Below are 19,343 nucleotides of genomic sequence, written 5' to 3'. Positions count from 1 at the left end.
GGGCGACAGCCCGCCCGCACGTGGCGTGAAAGCCTTCAGTCTAATCAGGCTGGCGCATCAGCGCCAGAGTTAAACGCGGGCAACCAGTTGATGCACGGTTTGTTTTGCACCCCGGGTTAACAACAGCTGGTAATAATGGTTCACCTGGCGCACAAAGGTGGCGTTGCCGGGCAGGTCGTCGCCGAAGATATTCTTTAACCCGAGCAGTGCCGCCACGCGCGGTTCTCCTTCTTCTGTCTCCGCTACGCGCTTCGCCAGCTCGTCACGGAGGGGATCGTTGATGGTAACCGGCTGGCCCTGCTCGTCGCGGCCGCTGACGTAGCGGATCCAGCCTGCCACCCCCAGCGCCAGCAGATCGAAGCGGCTGCCGTGGGCCAGATGCCAGCGAATACTGTCCAGCCAGCGCTGCGGCAGCTTCTGGCTGCCGTCGTTGGCAATCTGCGCGGTGCGGTGCTTAATGGCACGGTTGTTGTAGCGGGCGATCAGCGAATCCGCATAGGCCGTCAGATCAACGCCGGTGGCGCGCAGAGTGGGGGCCTGCTGATCGAGCATCAGCTGACGCGCCGCGTTTTTAAAGTGCGCATCGGCCATACAGTCGCTGATGTGCTGATAGCCAGCCAGGCTACCCAGATAGGCGAGGAACGAGTGGCTGCCGTTCAGCATGCGCAGCTTCATCTCTTCAAATGGCAGCACGTCGTCCACCAGCTCCGCCCCCGCTTTTTCCCAGGCCGGGCGGCCGCTGACAAAATTATCTTCAATCACCCACTGGAAGAAGGGTTCGCAGGCGACGGCAACGGGATCGTCACAGCCCAGCTTTTCAGTCAGTGCCCGATGGGTCTCACTGGTCATCGCCGGGACAATGCGGTCAACCATGGTTGACGGGAAGGTCACGTGCTGACCGATCCATTCCGCCAGCTCAGGGGACTGCTGGCGAGCCAGCCCGGTGACCACGTTGCGGGTGACATGGCCGTTTTCCGGCATATTATCGCAGGACATCACGCTGAACGGTGGCAGTCCCCGTTCTCTGCGGCGAAGAATGGCGGCCAGAATAATGCCAGGCAGGGACTGCGGCGCTGCCGGATGGGCCAGATCGTGGCGGATGGCGGGGTGGTCGGGATTTAATTCACCGCTGGCCGGATGATGACAGTAGCCTTTCTCCGTCACCGTCATGGAAACAATCGCCACATCCGGCTGACACAGCGCCTCCAGCACTGCTTCAATACCGTCGCTCTGGCCGTGCAGCGCGTCGGTGACGACCCCGATAACGCGCAGATTAAGCTGGTCATCGGCCATTTCGGCCACGGTGTAGCACAGCTGCTGCTGACGCAGGGCGGTAATAAGCTCCCCGCTGTTCAGGTTGATTTCGCAGTAGCCCCAGTCGCTGCCCTGTTCTGCGGCGAGTCGGTCGCAGCAGACGGCCTGGTGGGCGCGGTGGAAGGCACCAAAACCAATATGAACCATGCGGGTGCGCAGTGCCTGGCGGTTGTACAGCGGGCGCTGCACGTCGGGTGGCAGTGCATCGGTAGATAACATAACCCATCCTCGGGAATAAGCGGGCAGGGCAGACCCCACCCGCGATGATCAGACGGACACCGGAGTATCCAGTTTCTTCGGCGGCTTGATCACAAACAGCACCAGGAAGGCCCCCAGCGCGGCGACGACGCCGGCCAGGATAAAGGCACTGTCGAACTTGCCGGTATGCTGAACGATGTAGCCGGTCACAATCGGGCCGATAATCCCGGAAAGGCTGCCGATCAGATGGATAAACCCGCTGATGCTGCCGACGCGACTCTTGTGAACCACATCCTGAATAATCGCCCAGTAGATCGCCCCGGTGATATACAGGAAGAAGATGGAGATCGACATCAGACCGACTGCTGAAGTGACTTCTTTTACCGTACCGGCAAAGGCGACACAAACCGCCGCTGCCATTAACGAGACCACCAGCACAATTTTGCGCGACAGCAGCAGCTTACCAGTCATCTTAAAGATTTTATCTGAGATGATCCCGCCCAGCGCCAGGCCTACGAAGCCGACAATCCACGGGATCATGGTGGTGATACTCATCGCCTTAATATCCAGCCCGTGCGCCTGTACCAGGTAGGCCGGGAACCAGCTCAGGAAGAAGAAGAGAATATAGTTGTAGCAGAAGAAGGCGAAGGCGGTGACCAGAATAATCGGCTGGCGCAGGTAGTAGCCCAGTCCGTGCTGTGACTGTGACAGTTCCTCTTCCGGGCTGAGCTGCTCGTCTTTCAGCTGGGCAATCAGGGCGCGTTCACGTTCACTTATTAACTTGCTTTTCAGCGGGTTGTCGGCGGCAATAAAGAACCAGATGACCATCCAGACAATACCAATCGAACAGATAATGGCGAACGCGGGACGCCAGCCGAAGGCGAGGGCCAGGTAACCAATAATCGGACCGGCTACCGCGCCGCCGAGCGGGGACCCGGCGCTCAATAGCCCCATTGCCGTGGCTGCCTGCTTTTTGGGGAACCAGCCGTTAATCGCTTTGTTCGCCGAGGCGCAGATTGGTCCCTCAGCCATCCCGAACAGCACGCGCAGGATTAACATCGACCAGAAGCCGGTAGCCAGCGCGGTAAAGCCGCAGAAAATTGACCACATGCCGACGGCAACGCCCAGGGTGATTGTCGGGCCGAATCTGTCGGTGGCCAGCCCGCCGACAAAGTTAAAGATCGCATAGCCAAAGAAGAAGCTGCCGAATATCAGGCCAAACTCTTCTGCGTTGAGCATCAGGTCTTTTTCGATCATCGGCACGGTCAGGGACAGCGCTACCCGGTCAAGGTAGTTGATCATGTAAACAAGGAACAGAAGCAGGACGATCGTCCAGCGCAGGTTTTTAAACATGGTAGTGACTCCTTCCCCTTATAGCGGGGATTATAGGTAGAGGTATTATTGTTAACCGCAGGGCAGGGTCATTCCCCTGCGGCGTTCTGGTGTCAGTTAACCTTTAAAATCACTTTGCAGCAGCTGCGCGGGTCCTTCTCAAACAGCGTCATTGCCTGTTCAATCTGCGCCAGCGGCAGCGTATGGGTCACCAGCTTTTCTGGCTGAATCAGGCCCTGTTCCATCCAGTCGATCACCTGCGGGAAGCGGTGGCTGTTCAGGCGTGAGGTAAACAGCGACAGCTCTTTACTGGTCAGGCTCTGCTGCGTCAGGGTGCAGGGCTCGCTGGAGAAGCCCAGCAGGCCGATACGTCCGGCCGGGGAGGCCAGCGCCGCAGCTTCTGACAGAATCGCCGGGTGGCAGGCCGCATCAATGATCAGGGTCGGCTGTATGCCGTTTAGCTGTTCAGCCAGCGGCGTGGTGCTGTTGTTCAGCGCCTGGTCCGCCCCGTTGGCCAGCGCCATGGTCAGGCGCTCTTCCAGGCGGTCAGCGACGATGACCGTTTTCACCTTATAGACCCCTTTCAGCACCTGAATAGCCGTCAGGCCCATCGGACCGGCCCCGTAGATCAGGGCAATATCCTCAGGCTGTGGCCGGAGGAAGGCGCTGATATTGGCCGCGATGGTAAACGGTTCAACCAGGCTGGCCAGGCTGTCCGGGATCGCCGCCGGCAGGGGGTAGGCATTGGCGGCCGGTGCCAGCGTGTATTCACTGAAGCCGCCGTCAAGATGGACGCCTATCACCTGCAGGGTGCTACAGACGTTAGGGCGACCCACTGAGCAGGGATAGCAGTGACCGCAGCTGACGACCGGGTCTACGGCGACGCGCTCACCGACACGCTTGCTGTCAACGCCGCTGCCCACCGCATCGATCAGGCCGAAAAACTCATGGCCGATCACGCGTGGATAGCGTGCAAAGGGGTTGTGCCCGTGCCAGATATGTACGTCAGATCCGCAGATACTGGCGTATTTCACTTTGATTCTGACTTCCCCGGCCGCCGGCTCAGGCAAAGGGCGCTCATGTAAAAACAGCTCACCCGGACGTTCAATCACCACGCTTTTCATCGGATCTCCTTACCAGTTCCACAGGGTGCCGTCTTCCAGACGGGCGACAGGAAGATAGGCCGGCTCATAGGGGTATTTCGCCGCCAGCTTTTCATCGAACTCAATGCCCAGACCCGGTTTATCGCCAGGGTGCATATAGCCATTATCGAAGCGCCAGCTGTTCGGGAACACTTCCAGCATCTGTTCGGAGTAGCCCATATATTCCTGCACGCCGAAGTTTGGCACCCACAGGTCAAAGTGCAGCGCGGCCGCCATACAGATCGGTGACAGGTCGGACGGGCCGTGGGAGCCGGTGCGCACCTGATACAGCGAAGCGAAGTCGGCGATGCGGCGCATGCCGGTGATGCCCCCGGCGTGGGTGATGGTGGTGCGGATATAGTCGATCAGCTGTTCTTCGATCAGCTGCTTACAGTCCCAGATGCTGTTAAACACTTCTCCTACCGCAATCGGCGTCACGGTGTGCTGGCGGATCAGGCGGAAACTCTCCTGGTTTTCCGCCGGGGTCGGGTCTTCCATCCAGAACAGGCGGTAATCTTCCACGCTTTTTCCGAAGCGGGCGGCCTCAATCGGCGTCAGGCGGTGATGCATATCGTGCAGCAGATGTTCGTCAAAGCCGAACTTATCGCGAATGGCTTCAAACAGTTTCGGCGTGAAATCGAGGTATTTTTCGGTTGACCACAGCTGCTCTTCCGGGCGGGCACCTTTGGTGGCCGGCTCGTAGGCTTCGCCTTTGCCTTTGGCCATCCCGTAGGTGGTTTTCATGCCCGGTACGCCGCACTGCGCACGGATAGCTTTGAAGCCCAGCGCTTTGTGCTTTGCGTAGTCGTCCATCACTTCGTCAATGCTGTGACCGGTGGTGTGGCAGTACACCATCACGCCCGTGCGTGAAGCGCCGCCCAGCAGCTGGTACACCGGCATATTCGCCGCTTTGCCCTTGATGTCCCACAGCGCCTGGTCGACAGCGGAAATGGCTGACATGGTGACCGGGCCGCGACGCCAGTAAGCGCCCTTATAGAAGAACTGCCAGATATCTTCAATCTGATGGGCATCGCGCCCGATAAGCTGCGGGCAGACGTGATCTTTCAGGTAAGACGCCACTGGCAGTTCACGCCCGTTGAGCGTGGCGTCGCCCACGCCGGTCAGCCCCTGATCGGTAGTGATTTTTACCGTGACAAAGTTTCTTCCGGGGCAGGTCACGAATACTTCTGCTTTTACAATTTTCATTCTGAATCGCCTTGTGCGCCAACAATGATGAAAAAATACGCTGATAACGTACTACCATACAAGTTGCATCTGCAGGATTCGCGAGAGGGATCACATTAGTATCGACAGAGGCGGGGTGGGATGAAGACGAATCCTGGCGTTCAACGGCCAGGATTCATGGGGCTGTTATCGACGGATTACGCCAGCAGTTCACAGGAGGGCGGCAGACGGCACTCCAGTGCAGAGGGCATCACTTCAATACGAAACTCGGTGCCGGTTAACGGTTCGCCATCGAGATTAAAGGTCATCTCATTGGGCGCACGGATGGTCAGCCACGGCAGGGAGGCGGTGATCAGATTAGGATTTTCTTCGTCACTGGTTAACTTATGCACCAGCGCCTGAAGCAGTTCCTGTGAGGTCGCGATACTGAGCTCCAGCTTGCCGTCGTTAATCAGCGCGGTTGGACAGAGGCGCTGCCCGCCCCCCGCCTGGCGGCCATTGCCGATGCCGATCACCAGCGCATCACCCTGCCAGTGAAAATCCGGTCCTTCCAGCGTGCAGCTGTCGGCTTTCAGCGTATCCATCCGCATCAGTCCGTGAATAAAGTAGGAGACGCCACCCAGCGCTGACTTGAGTTTTTCCGGCGTTTCGGTGGTAATGCGTGTGCCAAAGCCGCCGGTGGCCATATTGATAAAGTAACGGTCATTATTGACGCGTGCGAGGTCAATGGCGCTGGCTTTGCCCTGAATAGCCAGGCGCAGTGCATTGTCCATCTCCAGCGGGATGCCCGCGCTGGTGGCGAAATCATTGGCGGTGCCGAGCGGCACAATCCCCAGTACCGGCCGACGTTCAGGAGATAACCGCGCCAGGGCGGTCGCCACTTCATTGATTGTGCCGTCACCTCCGGCAGCGATCACTGTTTGTGCCTGCAGTTCAACCGCTTCCTGCACGTAGCGCTCACCGTCACCGTATTCCCAGGTGACGCGGATTTCCAGCGGGAAACCTTCCTCGCGTAGCGCAGCAACGGCTTCGCGCAGCGCCTCATTGCCGGCGCTTTTACCATTTAAAATGGCCAGCGTAAGTGAATGTTTTTCCATTTTTAATCCCTGAAAGCCAGTGTGATTTGCATCAAGATATAGCATACCCTGGGTAAGAAGGTGAGCCACGGGTGAAAAAGCGGAAAGTTTTCTGAAAAGCGCCCGGTGGGGAACCGATAAAAAAAGAAATGGCCCGCACGGGGGAGCCGTGAGAGCCAAATGAGGTGATACAGATCATTCATCATTCAGGCAGAAAGTTGAATGGATCATAACGCTATTTGGAATTATTCGTTAGGAGCGCGGGCATCATAGCGAGGAATCCCACACGGTAATGTGATCGCATTCTAAAATCAGTTACATCACGTAACTTCTTTTGCCAGAACGGCTCCATGAGGGTCCCGGGTGGTGGTCCCCGGCAGGTTGCGCATCAGCAGGGCATACTGTACATCCATCTCTTCCGGCAGGGGGAGCCAGACCAGATGCCCGTTGCCGGGTGCGACGTCAACCGGTTGCGCTTTGCCATTTTCCATTTGCGTCAGGGTGAAGTTGATATTGCCGGAAGGGGACATCAGTTCCAGGCTGTCACCGACGCTGAATTTGTTCTTCACATCGACCTGCGCCAGCGAACCGCGCCGTTCACCGGTAAACTCGCCAACAAACTGCTGGCGGTCGGACACCGAGTAGCCGGCATCATAGCTCTGATAGCTGTCGTGCGTGTGGCGGCGCAGAAAGCCTTCGGTATAGCCCCGATGCGCAAGCCCTTCCAGCGTTTCCAGCAGCGCGGGATCGAAAGGCTTGCCAGCGGCGGCATCGTCAATCGCCCGGCGATAGACCTGGGCGGTACGGGCGCAATAGTAAAATGACTTAGTGCGTCCTTCGATTTTCAGGGAGTGGATACCCATCTGCGTCAGACGTTCAACGTGTGCCACGGCCCGCAGATCCTTCGAGTTCATAATATAGGTGCCGTGCTCATCCTCAAAGGCGGTCATATACTCGCCGGGGCGCATTGCTTCCTCAATCATAAACACTTTGTCCGTTGGCTGCCCTTCGCCCAGCGTCGGTTCCACATTCTGAACGGCAATCGGTGCCTGACGGTGTACAATATTGCCGACCGCGTCCTCTTTGCCTTCCTGCACGTTATATTCCCAGCGGCAGGCATTGGTGCAGGTCCCCTGGTTCGGGTCACGCTTATTGATATAGCCGGACAGCAGGCAGCGCCCGGAATAGGCCATGCACAGCGCACCGTGGACGAAAATTTCCAGCTCCATCTCCGGCACCTGTCGGCGAATTTCGCCGATCTCTTCCAGCGACAGCTCGCGTGACAGGATCACCCGCGTCAGCCCCATCTGCTGCCAGAATTTTACCGTCGCCCAGTTCACGGCATTGGCCTGCACCGACAGGTGAATGTCCATCTGGGGAAAGGCTTCGCGCACCAGCATAATCAGGCCCGGGTCGGACATGATCAGCGCATCCGGCTGCATATCCACCACGGGTTGCAGATCGCGAATAAAGGTTTTCAGTTTGGCATTGTGCGGGGCGATGTTAACCACAACATAGAATTTTTTACCGAGCGCATGGGCTTCATTGATGCCCGTCGCCAGGTTCTCATGGTTAAATTCATTATTGCGAACGCGCAGGCTGTAACGAGGCTGACCGGCATACACGGCGTCTGCGCCATACGCAAAAGCGTAACGCATGTTTTTCAGTGTCCCGGCCGGAGAAAGCAGTTCCGGTTTGTTCATGGTGTCTCAGTCTGATGTCAGGTCAGACCCGTCATAATTCACGCTGCAGAGGCGTTGGCGGCACCCGTTCACCCTGGTCACAGCGTTCTTTCTGCTTCCAGGGCTTATGAGCCTCATCCGGGAGGCTCACCCAGCGGGCCTGCCGCCTGCCTGCAACGTGAATTAATCAGGGTTAATTCGGTTTTGCGGGGGATTGTAAGGCGGCGGCAGGTTGAGGAAATTGATCTAAATCAAACGACAGATGTCTGCTTCCCAGCGATAACCCATGCCGTACACGGCGCGGATAAACGGCTGGTCGGCATCCAGCGACTCCAGCTTGCGGCGCAGGTTTTTTATATGGCTGTCGATGGTTCTGTCGGTGACCACGCGGTAGTCGTCATACAGATGGTTCAGCAGCTGTTCGCGGGAAAACACCTTACCGGGTTCCTGCGCCAGGGTTTTCAGCAGGCGAAACTCTGCCGGAGTCAGGTCAAGGGGCTTCTCATCCCAGCTGGCGTGGAAGCGCTTTTCATCGACTTTAAGCAGGGAGACCTGCCGGGCTTCCTCGGGGGTGCGCTGGCAGCGTTTGAGAATGGTTTTTACCCGCGCGACCACTTCGCGCGGGCTGAACGGTTTACAGATGTAATCATCCGCGCCGATCTCCAGGCCCAGCAGGCGGTCAATCTCTTCAATTTTCGCCGTGACCATGACCACCGGCAGGTCGGAAAAGCTGCGCAGCTCACGGCAGACGGACAGTCCGTCCAGCCCGGGCAGCATCAGATCCAGCAGCACCAGGTCCGGAGAGTATTGTTTCACCCACGGCAGCACTTCATCCCCGCGCAGCAGATGGTGCGTGCGGAAATTCGCCGCCTGCAAATAATCGATCATCAGCTGGCCCAGCTTCGGTTCGTCTTCAACGATTAAAATCAGCGGTGCGGGCGTATCCATATCCAGAGTCATCGTATTACAACCATGTCAGTGAGTCTTATAGGGTAAGTGTACCGTAATTCTCACGCCACCTGCATCGGAGTGCTCCGCAAGGATGGTGCCGTCGTGGGCTTCAACGATGTTCTGACAGATAGCCAGCCCCAGACCGGAGCCGCCGCTGGCGCGGTTGCGCGAACCTTCCGCCCGGTAGAAACGCTCAAAAATTTGCTGCCGCTGCTCGTCGCTGACGCCGGGCGCACTGTCATCAAAGTGCAGCACGTTGCCGCTGGCGCGCGGATGCAGGCTGATATGCAGGCTGCCGCCGGGGTCGGTGTAGCGCAGGCTGTTTTCCATCAGGTTGGTAAACAGCTGCATCAGGCGGTCGGGGTCACCAAACTGCGGGGCCTGATCCGGTAAGGTCAGCGTCAGGGCTAAGGGATGCTGCCCGAAGCGGTGGCGGAAGTTACCGGAAACCAGCTCCAGCAGCGGGACGAGGTCGGTCTGGCTTTTGCGGTAGGCCAGAGCCCCTTCATCAGACATCGAAAGCTGGTGCACGTCGTCAACCAGCTTGGTCAGCGTGGCCACCTCGCCCTGTAATGAAATGATAGATTCCGGGGTCAGCTTGCGCACGCCGTCCTGTATGGCCTCCAGCTCACCGCGCAATATCGCCAGCGGCGTGCGCAGCTCATGCGAGATATCAGCCATAAAGGCGCGGCGCATTTTCTCATTTTTTTCCAGCGTGCTGGCAAGGCGGTTAAAGTCCTGCGCCAGACGGCCGAGCTCATCACGGCTGGAGGCCTGTACCCGGCTGGTAAAATGCCCGGCTGCCAGGTGATGCGTGCCTTCTACCAGTCGCTTAACCGGGGCCAGCAGCCCGCGGGACAGCAGCCAGGTGACCGCAGCGGCCAGCAGCATGGTCAGGCCAACAATCATCCAGCTGGTGCGTTTCTGTTGCTGGTCAAAGTTGATGTCGGCACTGCGCGTCAGGCGTTCCGACGGTGAGCCAATCACCCAGCCAACCACTTTACCGTTGCTGGTGGTAATGCTGCGTCTGGACCCTTCCTGCGGGACGGGCGCGCGCGGGCCAATCATCACGCGGTACTGCTGGTCGATGATCCAGAACTGGGTACGCCAGCCGTGCGGCGGCAGCTGGTTACTGGCATCCGGGTTCTGCTCCAGCGAGCGCAGAATATTGAAAACCAGCTTGTTGTTATTGCGCAGGAAATCCCAGTTGCCGTGCTGTTCGTACTGGTCAGCCAGCGCATCTCCCAGCATCGTCAACCGCTGCTCGTTGCCGCGTTTGATGTAGTCAATAAAACCGTGCTCAAAGCTGAGTCGCACCCCCCAGTGCATGGTAATCAGCACCAGCATGCAGGTAGAAAAAATCGCCGCGAACAGCTTGGCGGTGATGCCGATACGTAATTTTGCCAACATTAAGGCTTTCTCCTGCGCGCCAGCAGCGCATTGGGGTGGGGCTCTTTAGGAACACGCCAGAAAACGAAGACCGGCAGGGCAATCACCAGTGCCATACACAGCCAGGTATACATAAAGGCTTCGGTCATCTGGGGGCTGCCGGTCAGCGTCTGGTGGGCGAAGGTACCCAGCAGCAGCCCGGCCACGGTGACGCCGATGCTCATCGACAGCTGCATCACCATCGACAGCAGGCTGTTACCGCTGCTGGCCAGATCGTCCGGCAGCGTTTTCAGCGTCAGGGTGTTCATGGCGGAGAAACGGATAGCATTGACCATTCCCTGCAGGAACAGCACCACCGGCAGCAGGGCAAACCAGCCCATCATCGCCACGGCGGGAAACAGCAGCACCACCAGCGCCAGCGCCAGGGTCGAGCCCACCAGCACGTTGCGGTAGCCAAAACGGTTAACAATCTGCACCACAATGCGCTTCATGCCCATATTGCCCAGCACCATCGGGATCATCATCAGTCCGGCGTGGAACGGGCTGTAACCCATGCCGATCTGCAGAAAAACAGGGGTCATAAACGGCAGCATACCGCTGCCGATACGTCCGGTCAGGCTGCCCAGCAGGCCGATGGCGTAAATGCGGTTATCGAACAGCTTCAGGCTGAACAGAGCGCCCTCGTTATGCCGGGCGTGCAGCAGATAGAATAACAGGCTGAAGACGCCGCAGAGGATCAGCAGACACAGCAGCAGGGGAGACATACCGCTCCCGCGCTGGCCGTCCAGTGCCAGGGTCAGGGTCGCCATGCCCGCAGCCAGCAGCAGATAGCCGGTAAAGTCAAAGCGTCGGGTTTGCAGGGTGAAATTGGACATCAGCATCAGGGTGGCGATGGCCCCGACGATCCCGACCGGGATATTGATCAGGAAAATCCAGTGCCAGCTGGCGTACTCCACCAGCACGCCGCCCAGCGCCGGACCGAGCAGCGGGCCAATCTGGCCCGGCAGGGTCACAAAGGTCATCGCCGCCATATATTCAGCCCGAGGCACCAGCTTCATCACCGTTAAGCGTCCGACGGGCACCATCATCGCCCCGCCAATCCCCTGCAGCACGCGTGAGAGGATCAGCTGGTCCAGCGTGGAGGAGAGCGCACAGCAGAGCGACCCGGCGCTGAACAGCACAATGGCGCTGAAAAACACGTTGCGCACCCCGAAGCGGTCTGCCAGCCAGCCGCTGATCGGCAGCATAATGGCGACGGTCAGCACGTAGGAGACGATCACCGAATGCATATTCAGCGGGCTTTGTCCCAGGCTGGCCGCCATTGAGGGCAGGGCCGTATTGACGATGGTGGTGTCCAGCGTCTGCATAAAAAAGCCGAACGCGACGATCCACAGTTGCCAGCGTACCGAAGCAGGAGAGGCAGTCATGGCATCAGCGTTCCTCTGTGGCGGCCATTAAGCGTGGTTTACGTCGCAGTTTATCCATGTACAGATAAACCACCGGGGTGGTGTACAGCGTCAGCAGCTGGCTCATCACCAGACCACCAACGATGGTGATCCCCAGCGGCTGGCGCAGCTCTGCCCCGTCACCGCTGGTCAGCACCAGCGGCAGTGCGCCAAACAGCGCGGCGAGCGTGGTCATCATAATCGGCCGGAAGCGCAGCAGGCTGGCCTGGAATATGGCGTCGCGCGCCGTCATTCCTCCGTTACGCTGGGCGTCGAGAGCGAAGTCGACCATCATTATGGCGTTTTTCTTCACGATGCCGATCAGCAGCATTATGCCTATCAGGGCGATCAGGCTGAATGGCGCACTGAACAGCTCCAGCGCCAGCAGCGCGCCCACCCCCGCGGAAGGCAGGGTCGAGAGAATGGTCAGCGGATGAACGTAACTTTCATACAGGATCCCCAGGACGATATACACCGTGGCGATGGCAGCGACGATTAGCCACAGCTGGCTGCTCTGCGTCTGCTCAAACACGGCGGCGGTTCCGGAGAAGCTGCCGCGCACGCTGGACGGCACGCCCAGCGACGTAATGCTGCGGTCAATCGCGGCCGAGGCCTGCGACAGCGACACCCCTTCCGGCAGGTTGAAGGAGACGGTAGAGGCCGCAGACAGGCCCTGATGATTCACTGATAGCGGTGAGTTCGCCGGCTGCCAGTGGGCAAACGACGACAGCGGAATGGACTTACCCTCGCTGTTAATCACAAACATCTGCGTCAGGGCGCTGATATCCTGGGTGTATCGCGGGTCTACCTCCATCACCACTTTGTACTGGTTCAGCGGCTGATAGATGGTGGAAATCTGGCGCTGGCCGAAGGCATTATTCAGCAGATTATTGGCATCGGCAACGTCAATTCCCAGTCGCGACATGGTGGCGCGATCGTAGGTCAGCGCCATCTCAGCCCCTTTATCCTCCTGGTCAGAATTGACGTCCGCCAGCTCCGGCAGGGCGGCAAAGGCACGGCGGATTTTGGGCTCCCATTCGCGCAGGTCGTCAAGGCTGTCTGACAGCAGCGTATACTGATACCCGGCGTTGGATTCGCGACCACCAACGCGGATATCCTGCACCGCCATCAGGAACAGGTTGGCGCCAGGTTCTTTTGCCAGCTTGCCGCGCAGGCGGGCAATCACCTGCTGCGCCGTGTCGCTGCGCTGGTTCAGCGGTTTGAGCGAAATAAACATCGAGCCGCTGTTGGTGCGCGACCCGCCGGTGAATCCCACCACGCTGGCGACCGCTGGATCGGCATGGACGATGCGCATAAAGTCTTCCAGCTTGCCGCGCATTGACTGGAACGAGATGCTCTGGTCGGCCTGGATAAAGCCCATCAGCCGCCCGGTGTCCTGTTCCGGCATAAAGGTTTTAGGAATGGAAATATAGAGGTAAACGGTCAGCCCGATGGTGGCCAGGAACACCAGCAGCGTCCAGCGCGCATGGTCCATCACGCGGTGCAGCGTGCGGCCATACCCCTGCTGAACCGCCAGCAGTATCCGGCCAAACCCGCGAATACGCGGCTGGGTGTGCCTGGGCTTATTGCGCAGCAGCAGCGCGCACATCATGGGCGTCAGAGTGATGGAAATCACCAGCGAAATAGCGATGGCCACCGACAGCGTGACGGCAAACTCCTTGAAGAAGCGGCCAATGATGCCGCCGAGCATCAGAAGAGGGATAAACACCGCGATCAGCGAGACGCTCATCGAGACGACGGTGAAGCCGACCTCGCGTACCCCCTGCAGTGCCGCCTGCAGCGGCTTCATCCCGGCTTCGACATGACGAGAAATATTCTCCAGCACCACAATGGCATCGTCGACCACAAAGCCGGTCGCCACGGTCAGCGCCATCAGCGACAGGTTATTCAGACTGAAGCCGCACAGGTACATCGCGGCAAAAGTACCGATCAGCGACACCGGCACGGCCACCGCCGGGATCAGCGTGGCACGGCCGGATCGCAGGAAGGCGAACACCACCAGGATCACCAGACCGACGGAGATGGCCAGCGACTGCTCCACCTCATGCAGCGAGGCGCGAATGGTCGGTGAACGATCCTGGGCGACCTCCAGGTGAATCGACGCGGGAATAATGTTGTTCAGTTCAGGCAGCTCACCCCGGATGCGGTCAACCGTATCAATAATGTTGGCCTCAGGGGCCTTACGGATCAGCAGCAGGATCGCCGGTCGGGCGTTGGACATCCCGGCGTTACGCACGTCCTGCACCGAGTCGGTCACGCTCGCCACGTCCTGCAGGCGCACCGCAGCGCCGTTATGGTAATGCACGATCAGCGGCTGATATTCAGCGGCGGTCTTCAGTTCATCGTTGGTCTTCAGCCACCAGCGCTGGTGGCGATCTTCAATCGCCCCCTGCGGCTTGCGCACGTTGGCGCTGGTGATGGCCGTACGCACCGCATCCAGCGAAACGCCCTGGTTAAACAGCGCCTGCGGATTGAGCGCCACGCGCACCGCCGGCAGTGAACTGCCGCCGATGCTGACATCGCCGACGCCGTCGATCTGCGACAGTTTTTGCGCCAGCTGCGTCGAGGCATAGTCATACAGCTGCCCCGGGGAGTAGGTGTCTGATGTCAGCGTCATGATCATGATCGGCGCATCTGACGGGTTTGCTTTACGGTAGGTGGGGCGGCCGGGCATCCCGGTGGGGAGCAGGCTCTGGGCGGCGTTAATGGCCCCCTGCACATCGCGCGCGGCACCGTTGATATCACGTTCAAAATCAAACACCAGGATGATGCGCGTACTGCCGAGCGAGCTGGTCGAGGTCATCTCGGTGATCCCGGCGACGCGGCCCAGCGCCCGCTCCAGCGGGGTCGCCACCGAGGAGGCCATGGTTTCCGGTGAGGCACCCGGCAACGAGGCGCTGACCATGATCACCGGGAAGTCCACCTGCGGCAGCGGGGCCACCGGCAGGAGCCGGAAGCCCAGGATCCCTGCCAGCAGGATCGCCACCGTTAGCAGCGTGGTGGCGACAGGCCGGTGAATGAACAGGGCGAAGAATTTCACTCGGCCTCCCGCTTCACCAGGCGACGCGTTGCCCGTGACAGACGGTCAAACAGCAGGTAGATCACCGGCGTGGTAAACAGCGTCAGCACCTGGCTGACCACCAGGCCCCCGACCATTGCCGTTCCCAGCGGGCGGCGCAGCTCCGCGCCAACGCCGGTACTGAGCATCAGCGGCAGGGCACCGAACAGCGCGGCCAGAGTGGTCATCAGGATCGGACGGAAGCGCAGCAGGCAGGCCTGGTAAATGGCCTCGTACGGGGTCATCCCTTTTTCGCGCTCGGCCGCCAGGGCGAAGTCGATCATCATGATGGCGTTCTTTTTCACGATACCGATCAGCAGAATAATGCCGATGATGGCAATCACATCCAGCTCGCTGCCGCTGATCAGCAGCGCCAGCAGGGCACCCACCCCGGCGGTAGGCAGCGTGGACAGGATGGTGACCGGATGAATAAAGCTCTCGTAGAGCACGCCCAGCACGATATACATCGCCACCACGGCGGCGACAATCAGCCAGACAGTGCTGGACAGCGCGGCCTGGAAGGCGAGCGTGCTGCCCTGGAACTGCGTCATGATCTCCGACGGCATGGCAAGGGATTGTTCTGTCTGGCTGATGGCATTGACCGCCTGCTCCAGCGAGTATCCCTTATTCACATCAAACGAGAAGGTGGTGGAAGGGAACTGGTCAAGGTGGTTAATCGTCAGGGCCGTGTGGCGCTGCTCTACGCTGGCAATCGTACTGAGCGGCACGCTGCCGCCATCGGTGCTTTTCAGCCGGATGCTCTGAAGCGTAGCCAGGCCCGGGGTCCGGGTCGTGTCATGTTCCAGCACCACGCGGTACTGATTGGCCTGGGTATAAATTGTTGATACCAGACGCTGGCCGAAGGCGTTATACAGGGCGTTGTCGACGTCAGACAGCGAGATGCCCAGGCGGCTGGCAACATCCCGGTCAACGCGGATATAGGCTTCCAGCCCCTGATCCTGCCAGTCGCTACTGACGGATTTCAGTTCGGGACGGGTGGCCAGCTTCGCCTGCAGTTTGGGCACCCACAGGCTGAGGGATTCAAGCGAACCGGCCTGTAGCGTGAACTGATACTGCGTCCGGCTGGCCTGGGTATCAATCGTCAGGTCCTGTACCGGTTGCAGCCAGAGGGTAATACCGGGCAGGTTGTCGATCTGCGCCTGCAGACGGGCGATCACCGCCGGAATGCGGTCAGCCCGCTCATCCAGTGGTTTAAGGTTAATCTGCAGTCGCCCGCTGTTCAGCGCGGCATTGGTGCCATCCACGCCAACAAAGGAGGTCAGGCTCTGTACCGCCGGATCTTTCATAATGATCGAGGCCACTTCCTGCTGGCGCTGTGCCATATTGCTGTACGAAACTGACTGAGGGGCCTGTAAGGTTCCCTGAATAATGCCGTTATCCTGCACCGGGAAGAAACCTTTCGGGATCGCCAGCCACAGCAGTACCGTCAGTGCCATGGTGCCGATCGCCACACCCAGCGTCAGCCACGGATGGCGGAGGACTTTTTGCAGCATGCGGCCATAGCGGGCAATCACCCGTTCAAACACCGCTTCGCTGGCGCGGGAAAAGCGGTTCTGCTTGCGCAGGGACTCGGCGCTTAACATGCGTGCGCACATCATCGGCGTCAGCGTCAGTGACACTATCGCTGAGATGAGAATGGCCACCGCCAGGGTAATGGCGAACTCGCGGAAAAGACGGCCGACGATGTCACCCATAAACAGCAGCGGGATCAGGACCGCAATCAGCGAAAAGGTGAGGGAAATAATGGTAAAGCCTATCTCGCCCGCGCCTTTCAGCGCGGCGGTCAGCGGTTTTTCGCCTTTTTCGATGTAGCGCGAAATATTTTCAATCACCACGATGGCATCATCGACTACGAAGCCGGTGGCAATGGTCAGCGCCATCAGGGTCAGGTTGTTCACCGAGAAGCCAAAGAAATACATTGCCGCGAAGGTGCCGATTAATGACAGCGGCACGGCGACGGCCGGAATAATCGTGGCCGCCACGTTGCGCAGGAACAGATAAATAATCATTACCACCAGCGCCAGAGCAAGCAGCAGCTCAAACTGCACATCATGGACGGATGCGCGGATATTGGTGGTGCGGTCGGTCAGCAGTCTGACTTCTACCGACTTGGGCAGAGAGGCGGTAAGGGCAGGCAGCATCTGGCGAATATTATCGGCGGTAGCAATGATGTTCGCCCCGGGCTGACGCTGAACATTCAGTACAATCGCCTGCTGCCGGTTGGCCCAGGCCCCGAGCCAGCTGTTTTCCGCGCCCTGTTCCACGCTGGCGACGTCGCCCAGCCGCACCGGTGCGCCATTCTGGAACGCGACGATCAGCTGCCGGTAACCCTCGGCGGTTTTAATCTGGTCATTGGCCGACAGGGTAATTGAGCGTTCCGGCCCGTCCAGGCTGCCTTTGGCCGAGTTGACGTTAGCATTGCTGATGGCAGTGCGCACGGTTTCGCTGGTGATATTCATCGCCGCCAGCGCCTGGGCATTGAGTTTCACCCGGACCGCCGGGCGCTGACCGCCGGAGAGGGTGACCAGGCCCACGCCTGTCACCTGGGAAATTTTCTGCGCGACGCGGGTTTCCACCATATCGGCGACCTGAGTCATTGGCAGGCTGGTGGTGGTGACGGCCAGGGTCATAATCGGCGGATCCGCCGGATTCACCTTGCTGTAAACCGGCGGGTTAGGCAGGTCAGACGGGAGCAGGTTGGTGGCGGCATTGATGGCAGCCTGCACCTCCTGTTCGGCCACGTCCAGCGGCAGCGCCAGCTGGAACTGCAGGGTGACGACCGAAGCGCCTCCAGCGCTTTGCGAGGCCATCTGTTTCAGGCCAGACATCTGGCCGAATTGACGTTCCAGCGGCGCAGTGATCGCCGAGGTGATCACGTCCGGGCTGGCCCCGGGATACAGGGTCACCACCTGAATCGTCGGGTAGTCGACTTCCGGCAGGGCAGAGACGGGCAGGGCGCGATAGCCGATAATCCCCGCCAGCAGAATAGCAATCATCAGCAGCGTGGTGGCTACCGGGCGCAGGATAAACTGGCGGGAGGGTCCGCCGCCGGGCGTTGGGGGCATCACCTGCATCAGTCGCTGGCTCCTCTGGCGGGCTGGGCACTTTTACCCGAGGTCAGCGGCGTGGCCTGCGGGGCGACCACTTCCACTTTTGCCCCTTCCGTCAGGCGGTCAATCCCGTCGGTGACCACCTTTTCCCCGGCTTCCAGTCCGGCTTTGATCACCGCTTTTTCGCTGTCCTGGAATTCGATGGTGATGATTTTTTTACTCACCTTACTGTCACTGTTGACCACCCAGACAAAGCTGCCCTCGTTGCCCATCTGCAGCGCTGCGGCCGGAATGACAATCGCATCCTGCAGTGTGCTGACTTTCAGGCGGGCGTTAACAAACTGGTTGGGGAACAGGCGGTCATCCTGATTGGTGAAGCGGGCTTTCAGCTTCACCGTACCGGTGGTGGTATCAATCTGATTATCCATACTCAGCAGCGTCCCCTGGGTCAGCAGCGTGCTGTTGCCGCGATCCCAGGCTTCGACCGGAACGGGCCCGCTTTTTTGCGCGCTGAGGATGGCAGAGATATCATTTTCCGGCAGGCTGAACACCAGATCGATCGGGTGGGTCTGGGTGATGACCACGATGCCGTTGGTGTCGCCGCTGGAAATATAGTTGCCGACGTCGACCTGTTTCAGGCCAACGCGACCGTCGATGGGGGCAGTGACCCGGCTGTAGGTGAGATTAAGCTTTGCGCTGGCGACGCTGCCTTCATCGGCTTTCAGCGTGCCCTGGCTTTCGCTGACCAGCGAGCGCTGGGTATCCAGCTCCTGCTGTGACACCAGACTGGTTTTAGCCAGCTTTTCATAGCGGGCGAGGTCGCGCCGGGCATTGGCCAGCGTAGCCTGACTTTTTGCCAGCTGCCCTTCGGCCTGCATTAGTGCTACCTGATAAGGACGCGGATCAATCTCTGCCAGCAGCTGTCCGGCTTTCACTTCCTGGCCTTCTGTAAAATGCAGCGCCATCAGGTCGCCGTCGACCCGGCTGCGCAGCGTAACGGTATTGGCTGCCGTGACCGTACCCAGCCCGGAGAGATACTGCGGCACGCTCTGCCGCACCGCTTCAGCCGCCTGCACCGGCGAGGCCATGCCACCCGCACCACCCGCCCGTCCCGCGCCGCGAGGGCCTTTGCCCCGCGCCGGTTGCGTCCCCTCTGCGGGCTGTGCCTGCGGGCTGCCACTGTGGCTGTACCACCAGTAACCGCCCCCGGCTATCAGCGCAACGGCTATCACCAGTGGGATCAGGGGGAAACGACGCGGTGTATTCATGTTGTTGGCTCTCAGTGGATCAGGCTCATGCCCAGGCAGGACAAAAAGGTGTCCCGAATTTTATAAGGATAGCGAATTTCAACCGCTGAAAAATGAAGGAATTAAGGATAACTGTATAGTTATCCGCTGTCGCGGCGGCATCTTTTCTTTTTTATCTTTTCTGGTAAATACATTGCCACAAATGGACGAAGCACGATCCCGCTTCTTTGTT

At 59.4% G+C, this 19,343-nt stretch carries 12 protein-coding genes; all 12 read right to left on the bottom strand.

The window, feature by feature from the left end; genetic code table 11:
- Window positions 1-69: 69 nt before the first annotated feature.
- Complete coding sequence (locus IFU29_RS05005) at window positions 70-1,533, bottom strand: mannitol dehydrogenase family protein (RefSeq protein WP_191932913.1); 1,464 nt, start codon at window positions 1,531-1,533, stop codon at window positions 70-72.
- Window positions 1,534-1,581: 48 nt separating this feature from the next.
- Complete coding sequence (locus IFU29_RS05000; protein ID WP_191932912.1) at window positions 1,582-2,865, bottom strand: MFS transporter; 1,284 nt, start codon at window positions 2,863-2,865, stop codon at window positions 1,582-1,584.
- Between the two features lie 92 nt (window positions 2,866-2,957).
- On the bottom strand, window positions 2,958-3,968 hold the full coding sequence (locus IFU29_RS04995) for a Zn-dependent oxidoreductase (RefSeq protein WP_191932911.1): 1,011 nt from the start codon (window positions 3,966-3,968) through the stop codon (window positions 2,958-2,960).
- 9 nt (window positions 3,969-3,977) lie between these two features.
- Window positions 3,978-5,192 carry a D-mannonate dehydratase ManD gene (gene manD, locus IFU29_RS04990; protein WP_191932910.1) on the bottom strand — a complete coding sequence of 405 codons (1,215 nt, stop codon included), beginning with the start codon at window positions 5,190-5,192 and terminating at the stop codon, window positions 3,978-3,980.
- Between the two features lie 176 nt (window positions 5,193-5,368).
- Window positions 5,369-6,268: a lipid kinase YegS gene (gene yegS / locus IFU29_RS04985; RefSeq protein ID WP_191932909.1), complete on the bottom strand. Its 900-nt coding sequence runs from the start codon at window positions 6,266-6,268 to the stop codon at window positions 5,369-5,371.
- 299 nt (window positions 6,269-6,567) lie between these two features.
- A complete protein-coding gene (gene trhP / locus IFU29_RS04980) occupies window positions 6,568-7,950 on the bottom strand; it encodes a prephenate-dependent tRNA uridine(34) hydroxylase TrhP (RefSeq protein WP_191932908.1) in 1,383 nt (460 codons plus the stop codon).
- A gap of 225 nt (window positions 7,951-8,175) precedes the next feature.
- Window positions 8,176-8,889, bottom strand: coding sequence for a two-component system response regulator BaeR (baeR, locus tag IFU29_RS04975; protein ID WP_423244803.1), 714 nt, complete (start codon window positions 8,887-8,889; stop codon window positions 8,176-8,178).
- A gap of 15 nt (window positions 8,890-8,904) precedes the next feature.
- Entirely contained in the window at window positions 8,905-10,290 is a 1,386-nt protein-coding gene (baeS, locus tag IFU29_RS04970; RefSeq protein ID WP_191932907.1) for a two-component system sensor histidine kinase BaeS, read from the bottom strand.
- On the bottom strand, window positions 10,290-11,696 hold the full coding sequence (gene mdtD / locus IFU29_RS04965; protein ID WP_191932906.1) for a multidrug transporter subunit MdtD: 1,407 nt from the start codon (window positions 11,694-11,696) through the stop codon (window positions 10,290-10,292). The genes baeS and mdtD overlap by 1 nt, the downstream gene beginning before the upstream one ends.
- Window positions 11,697-11,700: 4 nt before the next feature.
- Complete coding sequence (gene mdtC / locus IFU29_RS04960; RefSeq protein ID WP_191932905.1) at window positions 11,701-14,775, bottom strand: multidrug efflux RND transporter permease subunit MdtC; 3,075 nt, start codon at window positions 14,773-14,775, stop codon at window positions 11,701-11,703.
- Complete coding sequence (locus IFU29_RS04955; RefSeq protein WP_191932904.1) at window positions 14,772-17,888, bottom strand: MdtB/MuxB family multidrug efflux RND transporter permease subunit; 3,117 nt, start codon at window positions 17,886-17,888, stop codon at window positions 14,772-14,774. Before IFU29_RS04955 ends, mdtC begins: the two co-directional genes overlap by 4 nt.
- Window positions 17,888-19,132, bottom strand: a complete 1,245-nt coding sequence (locus tag IFU29_RS04950) for an MdtA/MuxA family multidrug efflux RND transporter periplasmic adaptor subunit (RefSeq protein ID WP_191932903.1) — start codon at window positions 19,130-19,132, stop codon at window positions 17,888-17,890. The genes IFU29_RS04955 and IFU29_RS04950 overlap by 1 nt, the downstream gene beginning before the upstream one ends.
- Window positions 19,133-19,343 lie beyond the last annotated feature (211 nt).

This window comes from Erwinia persicina (assembly GCF_014838825.1).
GTDB lineage: Bacteria > Pseudomonadota > Gammaproteobacteria > Enterobacterales > Enterobacteriaceae > Erwinia > Erwinia persicina_A.
Note: the sequence above shows the minus strand (reverse complement) of the source record. Positions and strands in the feature narration are given on the sequence as shown.